At 69.8% G+C, this 18,005-nt stretch carries 18 protein-coding genes and 1 tRNA gene; 11 read left to right on the plus strand and 8 right to left on the minus strand.

The features are described from left to right. The first annotated feature begins 10 nt into the window (after positions 1-10). On the plus strand, positions 11-1,375 hold the full coding sequence (locus tag PP359_RS12345; RefSeq protein WP_295819108.1) for an NAD-dependent succinate-semialdehyde dehydrogenase: 1,365 nt from the start codon (positions 11-13) through the stop codon (positions 1,373-1,375). A gap of 22 nt (positions 1,376-1,397) precedes the next feature. Here PP359_RS12345 and PP359_RS12350 read toward each other — a convergent pair whose 3' ends face one another. Together PP359_RS12350 and PP359_RS12355 are read right to left on the minus strand one after the other, a co-directional pair. Next, on the minus strand, positions 1,398-4,199 hold the full coding sequence (locus tag PP359_RS12350; RefSeq protein WP_499250709.1) for a tetratricopeptide repeat protein: 2,802 nt from the start codon (positions 4,197-4,199) through the stop codon (positions 1,398-1,400). After that, positions 4,196-6,028, minus strand: coding sequence for an HSP90 family protein (locus PP359_RS12355; RefSeq protein WP_378795247.1), 1,833 nt, complete (start codon positions 6,026-6,028; stop codon positions 4,196-4,198). The genes PP359_RS12350 and PP359_RS12355 overlap by 4 nt, the downstream gene beginning before the upstream one ends. Positions 6,029-6,126: 98 nt before the next feature. Here PP359_RS12355 and PP359_RS12360 point away from each other — a divergent pair, with 98 nt between their 5' ends. The 6 genes from PP359_RS12360 to rplA all read left to right on the plus strand — a co-directional run bounded on the left by PP359_RS12360 (position 6,127) and on the right by rplA (position 9,528). After that, positions 6,127-6,561 carry a pyridoxamine 5'-phosphate oxidase family protein gene (locus PP359_RS12360; RefSeq protein WP_039411433.1) on the plus strand — a complete coding sequence of 145 codons (435 nt, stop codon included), beginning with the start codon at positions 6,127-6,129 and terminating at the stop codon, positions 6,559-6,561. 131 nt (positions 6,562-6,692) lie between these two features. Next, a tRNA-Trp gene (locus PP359_RS12365) sits at positions 6,693-6,765 on the plus strand. Next, positions 6,739-7,125 carry a preprotein translocase subunit SecE gene (secE, locus tag PP359_RS12370; protein WP_499250710.1) on the plus strand — a complete coding sequence of 129 codons (387 nt, stop codon included), beginning with the start codon at positions 6,739-6,741 and terminating at the stop codon, positions 7,123-7,125. The genes PP359_RS12365 and secE overlap by 27 nt, the downstream gene beginning before the upstream one ends. A gap of 53 nt (positions 7,126-7,178) precedes the next feature. Next, positions 7,179-8,249: a transcription termination/antitermination protein NusG gene (nusG, locus tag PP359_RS12375; protein WP_294978027.1), complete on the plus strand. Its 1,071-nt coding sequence runs from the start codon at positions 7,179-7,181 to the stop codon at positions 8,247-8,249. Between the two features lie 144 nt (positions 8,250-8,393). After that, a complete protein-coding gene (gene rplK / locus PP359_RS12380) occupies positions 8,394-8,825 on the plus strand; it encodes a 50S ribosomal protein L11 (RefSeq protein WP_005050009.1) in 432 nt (143 codons plus the stop codon). Positions 8,826-8,838: 13 nt separating this feature from the next. Continuing rightward, positions 8,839-9,528 carry a 50S ribosomal protein L1 gene (rplA, locus tag PP359_RS12385; RefSeq protein ID WP_005050012.1) on the plus strand — a complete coding sequence of 230 codons (690 nt, stop codon included), beginning with the start codon at positions 8,839-8,841 and terminating at the stop codon, positions 9,526-9,528. 62 nt (positions 9,529-9,590) lie between these two features. On the opposite strand, the gene PP359_RS12390 is transcribed toward rplA, so the two are convergent. Beyond that, positions 9,591-9,866: an acylphosphatase gene (locus tag PP359_RS12390; protein WP_036316881.1), complete on the minus strand. Its 276-nt coding sequence runs from the start codon at positions 9,864-9,866 to the stop codon at positions 9,591-9,593. A 45-nt stretch (positions 9,867-9,911) separates the two neighbouring features. Here PP359_RS12390 and PP359_RS12395 point away from each other — a divergent pair, with 45 nt between their 5' ends. After that, positions 9,912-10,883: a formylglycine-generating enzyme family protein gene (locus tag PP359_RS12395; RefSeq protein WP_499250711.1), complete on the plus strand. Its 972-nt coding sequence runs from the start codon at positions 9,912-9,914 to the stop codon at positions 10,881-10,883. A gap of 6 nt (positions 10,884-10,889) precedes the next feature. Here PP359_RS12395 and PP359_RS12400 read toward each other — a convergent pair whose 3' ends face one another. Then, positions 10,890-11,504, minus strand: coding sequence for a LysE/ArgO family amino acid transporter (locus PP359_RS12400; protein ID WP_499250712.1), 615 nt, complete (start codon positions 11,502-11,504; stop codon positions 10,890-10,892). Positions 11,505-11,573: 69 nt separating this feature from the next. On the opposite strand from PP359_RS12400, the gene PP359_RS12405 reads away from it, so the two are divergent. Then, entirely contained in the window at positions 11,574-12,494 is a 921-nt protein-coding gene (locus PP359_RS12405; protein WP_499250713.1) for a LysR family transcriptional regulator ArgP, read from the plus strand. Here PP359_RS12405 and PP359_RS12410 read toward each other — a convergent pair. From PP359_RS12410 to PP359_RS12425, 4 genes are all read right to left on the minus strand, one after another. Beyond that, on the minus strand, positions 12,481-13,533 hold the full coding sequence (locus tag PP359_RS12410; RefSeq protein ID WP_295776296.1) for an NADP-dependent oxidoreductase: 1,053 nt from the start codon (positions 13,531-13,533) through the stop codon (positions 12,481-12,483). The genes PP359_RS12405 and PP359_RS12410 overlap by 14 nt on opposite strands. 168 nt (positions 13,534-13,701) lie before the next feature. After that, on the minus strand, positions 13,702-14,166 hold the full coding sequence (locus PP359_RS12415; protein ID WP_036316898.1) for a MarR family winged helix-turn-helix transcriptional regulator: 465 nt from the start codon (positions 14,164-14,166) through the stop codon (positions 13,702-13,704). Next, entirely contained in the window at positions 14,159-15,865 is a 1,707-nt protein-coding gene (locus PP359_RS12420; RefSeq protein ID WP_499250714.1) for an MDR family MFS transporter, read from the minus strand. Before PP359_RS12420 ends, PP359_RS12415 begins: the two co-directional genes overlap by 8 nt. 145 nt (positions 15,866-16,010) lie before the next feature. Continuing rightward, a complete protein-coding gene (locus PP359_RS12425; RefSeq protein WP_294944579.1) occupies positions 16,011-16,703 on the minus strand; it encodes a YqaJ viral recombinase family protein in 693 nt (230 codons plus the stop codon). A 318-nt stretch (positions 16,704-17,021) separates the two neighbouring features. On the opposite strand from PP359_RS12425, the gene rplJ reads away from it, so the two are divergent. Both rplJ and rplL read left to right on the plus strand, forming a co-directional pair. After that, positions 17,022-17,510 (plus strand): 50S ribosomal protein L10, encoded by a 489-nt coding sequence (rplJ, locus tag PP359_RS12430; protein WP_005051470.1) that lies wholly within the window; start codon positions 17,022-17,024, stop codon positions 17,508-17,510. Between the two features lie 49 nt (positions 17,511-17,559). Further along, a complete protein-coding gene (rplL, locus tag PP359_RS12435) occupies positions 17,560-17,943 on the plus strand; it encodes a 50S ribosomal protein L7/L12 (protein ID WP_005051460.1) in 384 nt (127 codons plus the stop codon). The last annotated feature ends 62 nt before the right edge of the window (positions 17,944-18,005 follow it).

The raw sequence follows: 18,005 nt of genomic DNA on the forward strand, positions 1-18,005 counted from the left end.
GAGAACGACGATGACGTATGCGGTTGTGAATCCCGCCACCGGCCAGACCCTCGCCACCTATCCCGACTTCACGGCCGACGAGGTCGAGGCCGCCGTCGCCGCCGCGCACGAGGCGGCACAGACATGGGGACGCACGTCCACGCCGGCGGAGCGTGCGGCCCTGCTGCGCCGGGTCGCCGAACTGCATCGCGAGCGCCGCGACGAGCTGGCCGCGATCATCGTGCGGGAGATGGGCAAACCGCTCGCTGCGGCCGAGGGTGAGGTCGACTTCGCGGCCGACATCACGGAGTTCTACGCCGATCACATCGACGAGATCACCGGCGACCGGCCCATCGACATCCTCGGGGAGGGCACCGCGGTGATCCGCCGCTCGCCGCTGGGCGTGCTTCTGGGCATCATGCCGTGGAACTTCCCGTACTACCAGGTCGCCCGCTTCGCGGCGCCGAACCTGGCGATCGGCAACACCATCCTGCTCAAGCACGCACCGCAGTGTCCGCAGTCCGCGGCTGCGATCGCCCAGATCTACGCCGACGCGGGCTTCCCCGTCGGCGCGTACGTGGACGTCCGTCTCACCAACGACCAGGCCGCGGAGGTCATCGCCGATCGTCGTGTGCACGGCGTCTCGGTGACCGGCAGCGAGCGCGCCGGTGCCGCCGTCGCCGAGATCGCCGGGCGCAATCTCAAGAAGGTCGTCCTCGAGTTGGGCGGCTCGGACCCGTTCATCCTGCTGTCGACCGACGACCTCGACGCGGCGGTGCAGGCCGCCGTCGATGCGCGCCTGGACAACAACGGACAGTCCTGCAACGGCGCCAAGCGCTTCCTCGTCGCCGACGAGCTCCACGACGCTTTCGTCGAGAAGTTCGCGGCCGCGCTGGAGGGGGCCAAGGTCGGCGATCCCTTCGCCGAGGACACGGTCCTGGGGCCGCTCTCCTCGCTCGCCGCCGCCGAGCGGCTTCAGGACCAGGTCGACCGCGCCGTCGCGCAGGGCGCGACCGTCGTCACGGGGGGCTCGCGCGACGGGGCGTTCTTCCCCGGCACGGTGATCACAGGTGTGACGGCCGACATGGACGCGTATCGCGAGGAGTTCTTCGGACCCGTCGGCGTCGTCTATCGGGTCAGCGGCGAGGACGAGGCGATCGAGATCGCCAACGGCACCGAGTTCGGTCTGGGCTCCTACGTCTTCACCACCGACGAGGAGCAGGCGGAACGCATCGCCGATCGCATCGACGCCGGCATGGTCTACGTCAACATCGTCCTCGCCGACTCGCCCGAGCTGCCCTTCGGCGGCATCAAGCGCAGCGGCACCGGACGCGAGATGGGGCTGCTGGCCGCCGAGGAATTCGTCAACAAGAAGCTCATCCGCATCGCCGGCTGACGCGCCGGTGCCGCCGGCCGGCTCAGGCCGGCAGCACCGCGCGGACGCCGGCGGCCTCGCCGTGGCGCCCGAGCGCCTCGAGCAGGTCGCCGAGCTCGAGCGCGACGGCCTGCCGCAGCGGCTCCGCGTCGCTCGCGTGCTCGAACGCCGCGCGGTAGAGCGCGACGGCGTCGTCGGCGCGCTCGGCTTCGCGCAGCACCCGCGCCGCCAACAGCTCGGACCCTCCGGCGGATGCCGGGTCGCCGACATCCGCGAACGTGTCCGCGGCCTGCAGTGCAGTCGCCACGGCGGCATCGGTCTGTCCCTGACCGGCGAGCAGCCGGGCGCGCGTGTCCAGGACGTCGGCCACGAACCACGTCGCCTCGTGCCGGCGGCCGAGCTCCAGCGCTTCGTCGATGAGCGTCACCGCCTCGTCGTCGCCGCGCTGCTGGTGCGCCTGCGCGAGCACGTGCAGGCCGTCGGCGAGCAGTCCCACTTCGTCCTCGTTGCCGCGGACGAGATCGACGGCCTCGGCGAGAACCTCGATGGCGTCGTCCGTGGCCCCGAAGCGACCGAGCAGGCGTCCCTGCTGCACGAGCGCGTACGCGCGTCCGACGGCGTCCTCGGCCTCTTCTCGGAGGTCGGCCGCGTAGGCCCAGGCGCCGACCGCGTTGCCGTACTCCTCGGCGGCATGCAGCGCCTGAGCGAGCAGCACCGCGGTCAGAGCCCGCGATCCCGGCTCCACGCCGTTCTCGCTCTCTTCGCGCAGCACGTCGTTGAGCGTGTCCACCGCTTCCGCAGCGTAACCGGCCGCCAGCATCGCGCGGCCCTGGCGGAAGCGCACGTCGACGCTGGGCAGACCCACCGCGTCGCGCCGCTCCGCCGCGACCCGGTAGCGGCTCACGGCGGCCGAGGGCTCGCCGTCGTCCTCGTGCAGCATGGCCGCCAGCAGGAACATCTCCGAGACCATCGCGTCGTCCACACCGATCGACACCGCGACCCGCGCCGCCTCGTCGGCGGCCGCGGCACCCTCCGTGAACTCCTCGGCGACCCCGTGCAGACGGGCACGGGTCGCGAGCACCCGCACCCGGCGCCCGTCCTCGAGCGCAGGGTCGCCGAGCAGCGCGTCCAGCAGGCCGGCGCCGCCGGCCGTGTCGCCGTCGGCGGAGACGGCGTCGGCCTCCAACAGGCGCATGCCGTGAGCGCGGCGGGTGTCGCCGGCCTGAGCGAACAGTGCGGCGGCGGCGCGGGCGGGCTCGGCGGCGTCGGCGTGTGCGCCCGCCCACATCCGGCCGATCGCGAGCGTCGACAGCAGGTCGGCGCGCTCGAGGAGGTGCTCGTCGCCGAGCGCGTCGAGCTCCTCCTGCACTCGCGGCAGCGATTCGACGAGGTCGACGCCGAAGAGCACGAGCCCGAGACGCTCCTCGAGGCCCGCCTGCACGTCGCGGCCCGCCTCTCGGAGCACCGCGAGACGGGCCGGCAGTTCTGCTGCGGCCTCCTCGGTGCGTCCGTACCAGCACAGGGCCGACAGCAGGTGCGAACTCAGTGCGACGCGGTCCTCGCCGACGGCGTCCGGAAGCGCGGCGCGGATCGCGTCGATCGCGGCGCTCGAGCCGGCGCCGGTCAGCACCAGCGCGTGCTGCACGCGCTCCGCGGGCGTCCGTGCAGACGGAGCCGGTGAGGCGGCGCGCGCGGAGAACTCGTGCGAGTGGATCGGCACGTCGTAGCGTTCGCGCCCGGCGTCGCGCAGGCGGGCGAGGGCGCGTCGATGCGCGTCGGTGCCGTTGCGCGCGTCGAACGCGGCGGCGATCGTGTCGGCGAGCTCCCACGCGCGGCTCGCCAGGGCGGACGCGGTCCACGCTCCATCGTGCGGGCCCCACAATGCGAGGAGGTCTTCCGCGTCGGAGCCGCGCACCGGGGTGTCGGGGTGGCCCGCGGCGGCGACCGCGTCCAGGCCGACGGCGAAGGACGCGAGAGCGGTCTCGTGCGCGGCGGCATCCAGCCCGTCGTGGACGAGCCAGGGCAGGTGCTTCTCCACCAGCGCCAGAGCGCGGGCCTCGTTGCCGGTCACCGCGCAGAAGACGACGTTGTCGGCGATGATGGCGAGGTTGGCGGGGTTGTCCTTCGCGAGCCGGTAGCTGCGCAGGTGGGCCGCCCGCGCCTGGTCGAGCATGCCGGCGCGAAGGTAGGGCAGCAGGATGCGGGCGAGGGCGTGCTCGGGCTCCTCGCCGCACGAGAACCCGCCGTCGATCATCTCCTGCACCAGACGGATGGCGTCCTCTTCCCGCCCCGTCTCGGCGAAGAAGCCGGCGAACTGGCTGCGCACGCAGGCGTCGCAGTGGCTGTAATCGTCGCGCGGCGTCGCCTCCAGCGTGCGCTGCAGTGCGGTCGCCTCCTCGACACGTCCGGCCGACCAGGCATCTTCGAAGCGCGCCATCAGCACGCCCGACTCGCCGACACCCGCGCGGCGGTAGTGCTCGTGCATGTCATCGAGCACAGCGGCGATCTGGGCGGGAGCGAACTCGGGGGAGTTGGACAGCGCTCCGGCCATCCACTTGTACTGCCAGAGCAGATCGCCCGCGGGCTCGAGCACGGCGGGAAAGCGCTCGGGGTCGGCGTCGTGGTGGGCCAGGCACCACGCGAACGAGGTCAGCATGAGGTCGGTGTCGCCCGACATGTTCGCGCTCGACGTCTGTCGCAGTCGTGCCTCGTACTCGAGGCGCTCGTCGCCGCTCTCCTGCGCCAGCGCGACGGCCTCGGCGACGAGAGCCCGCTCCTCGGGGCCCCAGGGCGTGCGGTCGATCTCGTCGAAGAGGGCGCGGATGCGGGTGCCGTAGCTCGTCATGATTCTCCTTGTTCTTCGTCGGTCTGGGCGCGCAGGGCGTGCTCGAGCAGCTCTGACAGCGAGGTGGTCATGAGCGCGCGGTCCGCCGCGCCGAGGGGGTGGTGTCCGGCCAGCAGCGACTGCACGTACAGCAGCCGCACGCTCAGCGCGAAGACCCGCTCGCCGGTGTCGCGGGGTGTCGTCGCGAGCCGGCGTACGAGATCGTTGTTCCAGTTCAGGCACAGCCGCGACGCCGAGGCCGCCGACCGCTCCCCGTCCCGGGCGACCGCGGCGGCGCGGTCGAGCACGCCTCCCCAGAGGGTCCCACCCGCGCTGCGCGCCCGTCCCCGGTCGAGGGCGCGCAGCACGGCCGGGTCCGAGACGAACAGCCCCGGCAGCTCGGTGCGCTCGAACACGCGCACGATGACCTCGACGTCGGCCAGCGTCGCCGCCGCGCGCCGTTCGAGGGCGACCGCCGCGTCGCGATCGTCGAGCGGGGGAAGATCGAGACGGTCGATCTCATCGACGACGTCGACACGCTCGACGGTGACCTCGGGGAACAGCCCCGGCAGCAGGCGCACGAGATCGGCGTCGTAGACATAGCCGCCGTCCACCAGCACACCGCTCGTGTCGGCGACGCTCGCGACCTGACGGAACTCGTCGACCGTCTCGGTGTAGCGCACGTGCGGATAGCGCCGCACCAGCTCTTCGATGCGCAGCCGTCCCTGCGTGGTCTCCACCGACAGCCATCGCACGATGAAGCGGGCGAGCTCGTCGTCGTGGCGCACGAGCGACTTCAGCGCCACCTCGTGGATCGCCACGAACTGCGCCAGACGTGCCGGGTCGTGCAGCGCCAGTTCGAGGATCCACCGGCGGATGCCGTCGCCGAGCTCTCGCCGCGTCTGCTCGAGGGCATCGTCATCGACGAGCGATTCCCGGCTGGCGGTGGGGTGCAGGCCCTCCGAATCGATCACGGCCCGAGCGAAGAACGCCCAGTCGGGGAGGATGTCGTCGGCCCGCTCGGTCAGCAGCATCCGGTGCAGGTATACCCGCGTGCTCTGCCGGCCCGTCGGGGGAGGGGCATAGGGCAGCACGTAGGCGACCCCGCGGGTCAGGGTGGCCGGCACCGACAGCGCGATGGCGTCCAGAGGCTCGGCGCCGATGAGGTCACGGCCGTAGGCGAGACGGGCGTCGCGGTCGTCGGCGAGGAACGGCGGCTCGGTCGTGATCGTCATCTCGCCGCCGGCGGGCAGGTCCACCACGATCGTCACCGGCAGATAGGCCGCGAACGTCTCCGCCAGCTCGCGCACCGTGGCGGTCTCGACCAGCGTCCGTGTCTCCGCGCGGGGGGACAGGTGCACGCTGGTGCCGACGGGAATGTCCTGCGTGCACGGCCCGACGCGGAAGGTGCCGTCGGAGTGACCCACCCACTCCACGGCTTCGCCGGTGACCGCGCTGCGGGAGCGGATGACGATGGTGTCGCAGACCATGAAGCACGACAGCATCCCGATGCCGAACTGCCCGAGGTAGTCCCCGCGCGGCAGATCGAAGATGTCGCGCTTGGAGCTGCGGCCGACGGTGGCGAGCAGGTCGGCGACCTCGGCGGCCGTCAGGCCCACGCCGTCGTCGCGGAGGACGAACTCGTCGGATGCCGCGCTGACGGGTGTGATCCGCACACGCCCGCCCCCGCCGTCGATGCCTCGACGGGCACTGATCGCGTCGACAGCGTTCTGCAGCAGCTCCCGCAGGTACACCCGGGGACCGGAGTAGATGTGTCGGCTGAGCAGGTCGATGACCCCGCGCAGATCGACCTGGAACTGATGGGCGGCGGCGTTCTCGTTCAGCGTCATACCTCGGTGTGGAGCGTCGGGGACCTGTCCAGGCTATTCGAGAATTTTGCCCGGCGCGCAGGCTGGCGATCCGGTCGCGAGCGGAGAATGATGTGGCCATGGACACCTCGGATGCGGTCAGCTTCCTCGATGACCGGCAGTGCTGGCAGCGGCTCGCCGAACAAGAACTCGGGCGCCTGGTGACCCACGTCGGCGCCGTGCTGGACATCTTCCCCGTGAACTACATCGTCGACGGCGACAGTGTGGTGTTCCGCACGGCGGAGGGCAGCAAGTTGACCGAGCTGACGATCAACGACGACGTCCTGTTCGAGGTCGACGAGTACAGCGACACCGACGCGTGGAGCGTCGTGATCCGCGGGCACGCGCAGCGGCTCACGACCGCCGACGAGGTCCGCGCCGCCGACGAGCTGGGTCTTCGGCCCTGGATCCCCACCGTGAAGTACAACTATGTCCGGGTGCGCGCGGCATCCGTGTCGGGCCGAGACTTTCGCAGGGGGCCCGAACCCGACCGCTACGGGGTGCAGCAGTACTGACGGTTCGCGCGTCCAGATGGCATGACGTACACTGGACAGTGCAGTTGAAGTCTGCATTCTTTCGCCGTGCCCGCGCTTCGCGTGACGTTCGGGCAGGGAAGCGGTCTTCACCCCGGGATCTCACGATCTCTAGGGCGGTAGCTCAATTGGCAGAGCAGCGGTCTCCAAAACCGCAGGTTGCAGGTTCGATTCCTGTCCGCCCTGCGCGTCAGCGATCAGCTGACACCGCAGGTCGCGCCGGTTCACGCCGGCGTGGGAAGCAAGTCCGAGCACGTCCGAGCACGTCACATGGGTGGGTACATGGTCCAGGAAGAGGCGCACGGCGAGGTCGTCGCAGCAGGCGGCACGCCCCGTGAGAAGAAGCTGAACTTCTTCCAGCGGATCGCGCTCTTCATCCGCCAGGTCTTCGGCGAACTCCGCAAGGTCGTCACCCCGACGCGTCAGGAGCTCCTGAAGTTCACCGGTGTGGTCCTCGGCTTCGTGGTCGTGATGATGGCCGTCGTCTACAGCCTCGACTTGCTCTTCACCTGGGTGGTGCAGGTCGTCTTCGGCACACCGAGCTGATCCAGCCGACGCCTGAGCTGTCACCGCACGACCCCCGAGGGAAGAGGACATACGTGTCTGAGAAGTACACCGACGACGTCGACTGGGCCACCGCCGCCGAGCAGTCCAGCGAGGACGACGAGGCGCAGGAAGGCAACATCCTCGCCGCCGAGGAGCTCTCCTCGGAGCCTGCAGAGCACCTCGCCGTGCACGTCGTCGACGATGAAGACGACGTCGAGGGCGAAGACGAAGACATCGATATCGACGACCCGGAGGCAGACGCCATCGTGAACGACGCACTCGAGATCGACGAGGCGGCCGAGGCCGAGGCTGCCGCCGAGGTGCTCACCGACGCGCTCGCCGAAGAAGAAGCCGAGGCCGCCGCCCAGGCTGCCGAGGAGATCGCGCCGTACGACGGCCCCGACGTGAACGGCGAGCCGGACGCGCCCGCGCTGGACGAGGAGTTCGTCGCCGAGGTCTCTGCGGCCGGCGACGTCGTCGACGCCGCGGAGGACGCGACCCCCGACGACCCCTACGAGGCCTTCCGCGCCGAACTGCGTTCGCTGCCCGGCAAGTGGTACGTGATCCACTCCTACGCGGGCTTCGAGCGCAAGGTGAAGGCGAACATCGAGCAGCGCAAGAACTCGCTCGAGGTCGAAGAGGACATCTATCAGGTCGAGGTCCCGATGGAGGACGTCGTCGAGATCAAGAACGGCCAGCGCAAGATGGTCAACCGGGTGCGCATCCCGGGCTACGTCCTCGTGCGGATGGAGCTGAACGAAGACACCTGGTCGGTCGTGCGTCACACGCCCGGCGTCACCGGCTTCGTCGGCAACGCGCACAACCCGACGCCGCTGCGGTTCGAAGAAGCCTTCAACATGCTGAAGTCGCTCGTGCAGGTCACCGAGACGGCCCCCGTCAAGGGCGCCGCCGGCAAGGGGGCGTCGGCTCCCGCGCGCAGCGTCATCACCGAGGTCGACTTCGAGATCGGCGAGACCATCACGATCAAGGAAGGCTCGTTCGCGGGCCTGCCCGGATCGATCAGCGAGATCAAGCCCGAGAGCGGCAAGCTCACCGTGCTCGTCTCCCTCTTCGAGCGTGAGACGCCGGTCGAGCTGTCGTTCGACCAGGTCACCAAGCAGTGATCCATACCGGATGCCGCGGCATCCGGTAGAATCATCAGGTTGCGCGCGCGTCGCGCGACATCCCCACCACCTTTCGGGTCCGCCGATCGTGTGGAAGCGCGCCCCGAGGCTCCGGCCGACGTGCGCTCGACAGAAGGAAAGAGAATGGCACCGAAGAAGAAGGTGACCGGCCTGATCAAGCTTCAGATCAACGCCGGTGCCGCCAACCCGGCGCCGCCGATCGGCCCCGCGCTCGGTCAGCATGGCGTCAACATCATGGAGTTCTGCAAGGCGTACAACGCCGCGACGGAGTCGCAGCGCGGCAACGTCATCCCCGTGGAGATCACCGTCTACGAGGACCGCAGCTTCACGTTCATCCTGAAGACCCCGCCCGCCGCGGAGCTCATCAAGAAGGCCGCCGGCGTGCAGAAGGGCTCCAAGACCCCGCACACCGTCAAGGTCGCGAAGCTCACCAAGGACCAGGTCCGTCAGATCGCCGAGACGAAGATGCCCGACCTGAACGCGAACGACATCGAGGCCGCCTCGCTGATCATCGCCGGCACCGCCCGCTCCATGGGCATCACGGTCGAGGACTGAGGGGGAACGCACAATGGCTAAGTCCAAGGTTTACGAAGCAGCCGCGGCGAAGATCGACCGCGACAAGTTCTACACGTCCACCGAGGCCGTGAAGCTCGCGAAGGAGACGGGGTCGAAGAAGTTCGACTCGACCGTCGAGGTCGCCCTCAAGCTCGCGGTCGACCCGCGCAAGGCGGACCAGATGGTCCGTGGCACGGTCATCCTCCCGCACGGCACGGGCAAGACCGCCCGCGTCATCGTGTTCGCGACGGGCCCGGCCGCCGAGGCCGCCATCGCCGCGGGCGCGGACGAGGTCGGCGGCGCCGAGCTCATCGAGAAGGTCGCCGGCGGCTGGACCGCGTTCGACGCGGCCGTCTCCACGCCCGAGCTCATGGGCCAGGTCGGTCGACTCGGTAAGGTCCTCGGTCCCCGCGGCCTGATGCCGAACCCCAAGACCGGCACCGTGACCCCCAACCCGGCCAAGGCCGTGGAGGAGATCAAGGGCGGCAAGATCGAGTTCCGCGTCGACAAGCACGCCAACGTGCACTTCGTCGTCGGCAAGGCCTCGTTCACGGCCGAGCAGCTGGAGGAGAACTTCACCGCGGCGGTCGAGGAGATCGTGCGTCTGAAGCCCTCGAGCTCGAAGGGCCGCTACATCCAGAAGGGCGCCGTGTCGACCACCTTCGGTCCCGGCATCCCGCTGGACGTCAACTCCCTCGTCTGATCCTCGGATCGACGTCACGATGGGGCTCCACCTTCGGGTGGGGCCCCATCGTCGTCGTGCGATCACCCGTCGCGGCGGATCTCGAAGACGTTCGACCCCTCCTCGGGCAGCTCCGTGACGCGCAGCTGATCGACCCACCCACCGCGCGGTCCCGTCCGTGCCCACTCCACGACGGCGGCGACCGCCTCGGGCGGGCCCTCGACTTCGGCCTCTACGGTGCCGTCGGCGCGGTTGCGCACCCATCCCGTCGCGCCCGCCCGGGTCGCCACCGCCTGCAGAGTGAAGCGGAAGCCGACGCCCTGCACGCCGCCCGAGGCGATCAGATGAACCCGTGTCATCGGTCCATCCTGCCCGCGCCGAGCCTCAGAGGGTAGCGTCGAGGGGTGCCGACCGCCGACGACCCCTCTTCCGGCTGCGGCTGCGGATGCGCGGCGCCGGCCCGCGGTGCGGTGCCGTCACGGCCTCTGCTGCCCGTCCGCGCGGCCCCGACGAGGGGGTCTCATCCGATCGCGCAGGTGTCCGTGCCCGCCGGAACCTTCGTCATGGGGGATGCCTCGGGAGATCGCAACCCGCTCGACGGCGAGGTGCCGCGACATGCGGTCGAGCTGGCCGCGTTCGAGATCGATGCCACGACGGTCACCGTCGCGGCGTTCGCGCGCTTCGTCGAGGAGACGGGGTATCGCACCGAGGCCGAGGTGTTCGGCTCGTCCGCGGTGTTCCACCTGCTCGTCGCCGCAGCGGACGACGAGGTGTCGGCACCCCTGGGCGGCACTCCGTGGTGGCGTGCCGTCCGCGGCGCGGACTGGTCGCACCCCGGGGGTCGGCTCTCCTCGGTCGACGGCCTCGACGACCACCCCGTGGTCCACGTGAGCTGGAACGACGCCCAGGCCTACTGTGCGTGGGCGGGACGGCGCCTGCCCACCGAGGCGGAGTGGGAGTATGCCGCGCGGGGCGGCCTCGAGGGTGCGACCTATCCGTGGGGCGACGCCGCCGTCGACGACGGCGGGTGGCGTGCGAACATCTGGCAGGGCGATTTCCCGAACGTCAACACGGCAGAAGACGGATGGGTCGCGACCGCGCCGGTTCGTTCCTTCACCCGGAACGGGTATGGCCTCTGGCAGCCCGTGGGCAACGTCTGGGAGTGGTGTGCGGACTGGTTCTCCGCCGACACGTACCGTCGTTCGCCGCGGGAGGATCCGCGCGGCCCGGAGCGGGGGAGCGCGCGGGTGCTGCGCGGGGGGAGCTACCTCTGCCACGCGTCGTACTGCAACCGCTATCGCAACGCGGCCCGCTCCTCGAACACCCCGGACTCGTCCATGGGCAACGCCGGGTTTCGGACGGTCGGCGCGCGCTAGCCGTGTTCACCGGGGCAGGACGAGCCCGATCACCAGTCCCAGCATGACGATCGCGATCGTACCGTCCAGCACCCGCCAGGCGCGCGGTGTCGACAGGCGTCGGCCCAGGTGGTGCGCACCGAAGCCGAGCGCGCTGAACCAGGCGACCGAGGCCGTGACGGCACCGGCGGCGAAGGCCCACCGCATCGACCCGTGGGTGTTGGCGACCGTGCCGAGGAGGAACACCGTATCGAGATAGACGTGCGGGTTGAGCCAGGTGAGGGCCAGACAGGTCAGCACGACCGCCGCGCGGCGGGAGACCTCGGATGGCGGGCTCTCGCCCGTCAGGCCGGTCGGTGATCCGCGCAGAGCTCGACGCGCTGCCAGGAGGGCGTAGCCCGCGAGGAAGAGCGCACCGGCCCAGCGAACGACGTCGATGAGGCCCGGCAGCGTCTGCAGGAGCGCACCGACGCCGGAGACGCCCAGCACGATCAGCAGTGCATCGGAGACCGTACAGACGATCACCACCGCGGTGACGTGCTGGCGGCGGATCCCCTGCCGCAGCACGAACAGGTTCTGCGCGCCGATGGCGACGATGAGAGACAGGCCGAGGCCGAGGCCGGCCAGCGCAGAGGGGAGCACGCACGCGAGCGTAGACCGGCACATGGCGCAAGCCCAGTTCATGATTCTGAAGCGCCATAAGCTGAGCTGATGATCCGGATCCCGGCCGAGCTCGCCCACACGCTCGTCACGGTGCTCGACGAGGGCACTCTCGACGGCGCCGCCCGCCGCCTGCACGTGACCCCGTCTGCGATCAGCCAGCGCATCAAAGCGCTGGAGGAGATCCTCGGACGTGTCCTGCTCGTGCGCACCAAGCCGGTGCAGGCGACCGAGGCCGCGCACCCCGTCGTGCGGTACGCGCGTCAGCTCGCGCTTCTGGAGGCCGATGCGGCGCGGGCGCTGGGCCACGACGCCGAGCCGGTTCGGATGCCGCTCGCCGTCAACGCCGACTCGCTTTCCACGTGGTTCCTGCCACCGCTGACCCGGCTCGCCGAGCGGCATCCGGTCGTCTTCGACCTGCACCGCGACGATCAGGACTTCACCGCGGCGCTCCTCGAGTCCGGGACGGTGACGGGCGCGGTGACCTCGCGTACACACCCCGTCGCCGGATGCCGCGTCGTTCCCCTCGGCGAGCTGGTCTACGAAGCCGTCGCCACTCCCGCCTTCCGCGATCGGTGGCTCGGCACGGGGGCACCCGATGCTGCCGCGCGCCTGCGCGACGCGCCGCTCATCGACTTCGATCGACGCGATGACCTGCAGACGAGGTGGCTGCGCGCACGCGGCATTGATCCGGCGGCGCCACCGCGGCACCGCGTGCCGGCCTCGCACGACTTCGCCACGGCGGTGCAGCTGGGTCTCGGATGGGCGCTGCTGCCGCGGCTGCAGTCGCAGCAGGCGCTGGATGACGGCACGCTCGTCGCGCTGGAGGGTGAGCCGATTCGCGTGCCGCTGTACTGGCAGCAGTGGAATCTGCGCTCCGAGATGTTGGATGCCGTGGCGGAGGAGCTCGTCGCGGAGGGTCGTCGGGTTCTCGCCCCGGCGGATCCCTCCGGTCGGATCAGCAATCGCTGATGGAGAGCACGATCTTTCCCCTCGTGTGGCCGCGCTCGATCTCGCGATGGGCCGCCTCGGCCTCGGCGAGGTCGTAGACGCGATCCACGAAGACCCGGATCGCCCCCGAATCGAGCAGTCGCGCCAGGGTCGCGAGCACGCTGCCGTCGGGTACGACCTTGTACGACGTGGCCCGCACGCCGGCCGCCTCCGCGGCATCCGCGTAGCCGGGCCACGCGCCGGTCGGCACGAGGATGTACAGCCCGCCGGGACGCAGGACCGACAGCGATCGGGTTCCGGTGTCATCGTGGACGTTGCCGATAAGGTCGATCACCACGTCGACCGTTCCGACGACGTCTTCGAAGCGGGTCGAGGCGTAGTCGATGACGACCGAGGCGCCGAGCTCGCGCAGCCAGGGCAGATTGGCGGCCGATCCGGTCGCGATCACCTGCGCGCCGAAGTACGAGGCCAGCTGCACGGCGAAGTGGCCCACCCCGCCGCCACCGGCGTGGATGAGCACCCGTTGCCCCTCGTGGGCGTGCGCGGTCTCGACCACCAGCCCCCATGCCGTCAGAGCCGCCAAGGGAACGGCGGCCGCCTCGACGTGGGAGAGGGCGGCGGGTTTGCGGGCGACGGCGAGGGTGGGGACGACGGCGTAGTCGGCGTACGAGCCGGGTGAGCGCGGGAAGGCCGTCATGCCGAACACCTCCGTTCCGGGAGGCAGCGGGTGCGACTCGTACGGGGTCGACACGACGACGCCACTGAAATCGAAGCCGAGACTGTGAGGCTGGTCGGAGAGGGCGCCGTACACGCCGGCGCCGGAGCGGGTCTTGGCATCGATCGGATTCACGCCGGCCGCGATCACGCGCACCAGCAGTTCGCTCAGCACCGGTGTCGGCACCGGGACGGTGTCTTCGCGCAGCACGTCGGCCGCGCCGGGCTCGTCGAAGACGATCGCGCGCATGTGCGCCGGGGGCTCGGGAACGGAGGCCTGTCCGGCGGCATCCTTCGTGGATGCCGATCGCAGCGGCCGGAATCTGGTGAGACGGTGAGAGACCATCTGGTCGCTCCTTCCCGTGCGTGTCGGCGTTGGCTGCACGTGCTGCCGCGGCGGCGCGGTGCCCCCGTGAAGACAGTCAACCCCGGAGATGTCTCGACCGTGTTACGCGAGTGCTACCGGGCGACTAATCTCCTCGGCTCATCTCCTCGGCGCCGAGCGGCATCTCCGTCAGCGTCGGGTCACGCTGTCGCCGAGCGCCCGCAGCAGCCGGGTGAGGGCGTTGATGTCGTCCAGCGGCCAGTCCACGATCGCGTCGAGCAGCAGTCCCTGCTGGGGCGCGCGGGCCGCCTCGAGACGGGCAAGACCCTCCGGCGTCGGGGCGAGGAGGCTCGAGCGGCCATCGGCCGGGTCGGGGGAACGGGAGATGAGGCCGAGCGACTCGAGTTCGCGGATGGTCCGGCTCAGCTGGCCCTTGTCCATCATCAGCAGATCGGACAGGGACGACAGCGTCACGCCGTCGCGGCGCGCGATCGTCGTGAACACCTTGTAGGCGCCGGGGAGAAGGCCGGGGCTCACCCGGTTCGCGATCTCGCTGATCACCCGCTGGAAGCGGGTGATCAGCTCACCGAACTCGGACTCCAGTTCCCGCACCGCGGCGGTGCGGGAACCGGAGTCTTCGGTCGTCTCAGCCATCGTTCCGGGATCCGGCAGGCACGGTGCGCACGGCGCCGGTGGCGGTGAGCGTCTCCATCGCCTCGGGAACCGAGACCGTGGCGAGATCGGCCTCGCTGGCCTGCATGCGCTCGACGGTGGTCATCGTCGTGAGCGGCTTGTTGGGCAGGAACACGATCGCGATGAGCGAGACCACCGCGAAGGGCACCGCGATCAGGAAGGAGTGCGAGATGCCGTTGGCGTAGATGTCCTCGAACACGACTCGAAGCGTATCGGGCATGGCCGACACCTTGGGCAGCGAGCCGGTCTGCAGCTGCTGGGCCCAGTACGAGGCCTGGTCGCCGAGCCCCATGATCGCGGCGGTGATGTCCTCCTTGCGCTGTGTGACCAGATCCACGACGCGTGCCGCGAGAGCGGCGCCCATCACCGAGACGCCGATCGTGCCGCCGAGGCTGCGGAAGAAGGTGACTCCCGAGCTCGCCACGCCGATCTCCTCCGGCCGGGTGGTGTTCTGCACGACGAGAACGAGGTTCTGCATCGTCATGCCGACGCCGGCGCCCAGCAGGAACATGTACACCGACACGAGAGCGAAGTTCGTGTCGTAGTGGATGGTCGACAGCAGCGCCGACCCGGCGATCAGCAGCACCGCTCCGACGATGAGGTAGGGCTTCCACCTGCCGTAGCGGGTGACGAGGGTTCCCACGCCGACGGAGGCGACCAGCAGGCCGGCGATCATCGGGATGGTCATGAGGCCCGCCTCGGTGGGCGTCGCGCCGCGGGCCAGCTGCATGTACTGGCTGAGGAAGACCGATGCGCCGAACATCGCGATGCCGGTGGCGATCGAGGCGATGACCGACAGGGTGAAGGTGCGGTTGCGGAACAGCGTCAGCGGGACGAGCGGCTCGCGCGAGCGCAGTTCGACGATCACGAACAGCAGGGCCGCGAGGATCGCTCCGCCGACCATCAGCACGGTGGTCAGGCTCCACCAGTCGTTGTTGCCGAGATCCCACCAGTCGCCGGTCGTGGTCGTGCCGGCGTTGGTGACCCAGATCAGCAGCAGCGAGACGGCCGCCGACAGCAGCACGATCCCGAGGTAGTCGATGGTCGTCTTCTTACGGGGTCGTGCGGGCACGTGCAGAGTCGCCTGCACCAGGATCAGCGCCACGACGGCGACGGGAAGCGACACGAAGAAGTTCCAGCGCCAGCCCCACGCGTCGGTGATGACACCGCCCAGCAGCGGGCCGCCGATCGTCGCGAGCGCCATGACCGCGCCGAACAGGCCCATGTACCGACCGCGCTCGCGGGGGCTGATGATGTCGGCCATGAGCACCTGGCTGAGGGCCGCGAGGCCGCCGGCGCCGATTCCCTGCACGGCGCGGAAGGCGATCAGCATCTCCGGCGACTGCGAGAATCCGGCCGCGGCCGTCGCGAGGACGAAGATCACGATCGCGAGCTGGTAGAGCACCTTGCGATTCGTCAGGTCGGCGAGCTTGCCCCAGACGGGGGTGGAGATCGCGGTCGTGAGCAGGGTCGCGGTGACGACCCACGTGAAGGCGGCCTGGTTGCCGTCGAGGTCGTGGATGATGACGGGCAGGGAGCTGGAGACGACCGTGGAGGCGAGCATGGACACGAACATGCCCAGCAGCAGCCCCGACAGGGCTTCGAGGACCTGTCGATGGTTCATGCGCGGCGCGGTGCCGGCGGCGAGCGTTTCTGACATAGAGGGATTTCCTAAAGGTGCTGCGTTGCGGAGGTGACGCCGAGAGCGGCGAAGTGGTTGACGTTAGTCAACGGTTGAGCTTGGTCAACTATATGGTCAACGTTGACCTACGTCAACTATTCCCACGTGGGGGATGTCGCCCGGATCAGTCGCTCAGAGCCAGAGCGCGGTACGGCTCGCGCGGGCGGGATGCGGCGGCATCCACCGCCGTCTCCACGCCCGTCCGGCGCCGCATCGTGCGGCGGTAGAGCTCGTCGATCAGCTCGGTCGCCAAGCGCACGAGGTTGCCGATCTCGCGCTCGTCGCGATCGACCCAGGCGCACCGGGGCTCGTCGCCGACGGGCACGAATCCGTCGTGCTCCTCCCAGACGACGAGGGTCCGCTCCGCGCCCAGCACGTGCTGCTGCCACCAGACCTGTCGAAGGTACGTGCGCGGGATCGACTTCCACGTCTTGTTGGTGGTCTTGATCTCGGCGAGGATCACACGCCCGTCCGCGTCGACGGTGATGCCGTCGGGGGTGGCGAGATGGCGCTTCTCCACGACGGCGTGGAAGAGCGCGGACGACGGGTGGATGCCGTGGGTCGCCGCGACCCACGCCGCGATCTCCGGTTCGCGGCGGCGCCCGTGGTCGGTGTAGGCGTTGCCGGAGAAGCCGCGGCCTGCTCCGAGCTTGGCATCGGCAGCGCGGGCGATGGCGGCGGGGCTCGTCAGCTGTGCGACGTCCGTGGCGGTGATGCCGCGCGAGCGTGCCCGCATCCAGCCGACGCGGTCGCGGGAGTCGGCGACGATCCGCTCCGCCAGCTCCGGCGCCAGGCGCGCAAAAGCTTCCGGAGTCATGTCATCGAGGCTAACCCCGACCGTCGACGGCGGCGCACGCGACACCCGTGCGACCGGCGATTTGGTGCGTGTGGGCGGCTCACGTATGCTGGATGGAGCCAAAGACCGCTGGTCTCGTCGTCCGCTTCGGTGGATGCCGACGAAGCTCTGCATCGCAGGGGCCCGCGCAGGTGTCACAGACAGTCTCCGGGAAACCGATTCTCAGCTCCGTGCGCTTGCGCCGGAGCTTTTTTGTGTTGCGGGCGTCGCTCGCGAGAGCCGCGATCACGGCTGATGCTCCGCCACCGCGGAGTGTCACGTTCACATCAAGGAGTGACCATGGCGCAGAAGGATGCATCGGTCGCCGAGCTCACGAAGAACTTCGAGGACTCGACTGCCGTACTGCTGACCGAGTACCGCGGTCTGACGGTCGCCCAGCTCAAGCAGCTGCGCAACAGCATCCGTCAGGACGCGAGCTACGCCGTGGTGAAGAACACGCTGACCAAGATCGCCGCGAACAACGCGGGGATCACGGCGCTGGACGAGGACCTCAAGGGTCCCTCGGCCGTCGCGTTCGTGCACGGTGACTTCGTCGCCACCGCCAAGGCTCTGCGTGACTTCGCCAAGGCCAACCCGCTTCTGGTGATCAAGGGCGGCATCTTCGAGGGCAACGCCCTGAGTGCCGACGAGATCAACAAGTACGCCTCCCTGGAGAGCCGTGAGGTTCTGCTGGCGAAGGCGGCGGGCATGATGAAGGCGACGATGGGCAAGGCTGCGGCCACCATCGACGCGCTTCGCGAAAAGCTGGAGACCGCCGAGGCCGCGTAAGCGACCGGCGAGCTCTTTCCCCACACCCCACCTATCTAGGAGATACATCATGGCGAAGCTCACCACTGAGGAGCTGCTCGAGCAGTTTGCCGGCCTGACCCTCGTCGAGCTCAGCGAGTTCGTGAAGGCGTTCGAGGAGAAGTTCGACGTCACCGCTGCTGCCCCCGTCGCCGTTGCCGGCGCTGCGGGTGGCGCGGGCGGCGCGGAAGAGGTCGAGGAGAAGGACTCCTTCGACGTCATCCTCGAGGCTGCTGGCGACAAGAAGATCCAGGTCATCAAGACGGTCCGCGAGCTCACCTCGCTGGGCCTCGGCGAGGCCAAGGCCGTCGTCGACGGTGCCCCCAAGGCCGTGCTCGAGGGCGCGAACAAGGAGACCGCCGAGAAGGCGAAGGCTGCCCTCGAGGAAGCCGGCGCGACGGTGACCCTGAAGTAATCAGCTCTTCTCGAAGAACTGCAGTGAAGGCCCCCGGGTTCGCCCGGGGGCCTTCCGCGTTC

This window comes from Sphingomonas sp. BLCC-B65 (assembly GCF_028550675.1).
Lineage (GTDB): Bacteria > Actinomycetota > Actinomycetes > Actinomycetales > Microbacteriaceae > Microbacterium.

Bases quoted from the DNA above. Each gene is read 5' to 3' on its own strand.
- rplA (WP_005050012.1), top strand. From the start codon at position 8,839: ATGGCTAAGTCCAAGGTTTACGAAGCAGCCGCGGCGAAGATCGACCGC.
- PP359_RS12425 (WP_294944579.1), bottom strand. From the start codon at position 16,703: ATGACTCCGGAAGCTTTTGCGCGCCTGGCGCCGGAGCTGGCGGAGCGG.
- PP359_RS12350 (WP_499250709.1), bottom strand. From the start codon at position 4,199: ATGACGAGCTACGGCACCCGCATCCGCGCCCTCTTCGACGAGATCGAC.
- PP359_RS12345 (WP_295819108.1), top strand. From the start codon at position 11: ATGACGTATGCGGTTGTGAATCCCGCCACCGGCCAGACCCTCGCCACC.
- rplJ (WP_005051470.1), top strand. From the start codon at position 17,022: ATGGCGCAGAAGGATGCATCGGTCGCCGAGCTCACGAAGAACTTCGAG.
- PP359_RS12390 (WP_036316881.1), bottom strand. From the start codon at position 9,866: ATGACACGGGTTCATCTGATCGCCTCGGGCGGCGTGCAGGGCGTCGGC.
- PP359_RS12420 (WP_499250714.1), bottom strand. From the start codon at position 15,865: ATGTCAGAAACGCTCGCCGCCGGCACCGCGCCGCGCATGAACCATCGA.
- PP359_RS12410 (WP_295776296.1), bottom strand. From the start codon at position 13,533: ATGGTCTCTCACCGTCTCACCAGATTCCGGCCGCTGCGATCGGCATCC.
- PP359_RS12360 (WP_039411433.1), top strand. From the start codon at position 6,127: ATGGACACCTCGGATGCGGTCAGCTTCCTCGATGACCGGCAGTGCTGG.
- rplL (WP_005051460.1), top strand. From the start codon at position 17,560: ATGGCGAAGCTCACCACTGAGGAGCTGCTCGAGCAGTTTGCCGGCCTG.
- PP359_RS12355 (WP_378795247.1), bottom strand. From the start codon at position 6,028: ATGACGCTGAACGAGAACGCCGCCGCCCATCAGTTCCAGGTCGATCTG.
- PP359_RS12405 (WP_499250713.1), top strand. From the start codon at position 11,574: ATGATCCGGATCCCGGCCGAGCTCGCCCACACGCTCGTCACGGTGCTC.
- PP359_RS12415 (WP_036316898.1), bottom strand. From the start codon at position 14,166: ATGGCTGAGACGACCGAAGACTCCGGTTCCCGCACCGCCGCGGTGCGG.
- rplK (WP_005050009.1), top strand. From the start codon at position 8,394: ATGGCACCGAAGAAGAAGGTGACCGGCCTGATCAAGCTTCAGATCAAC.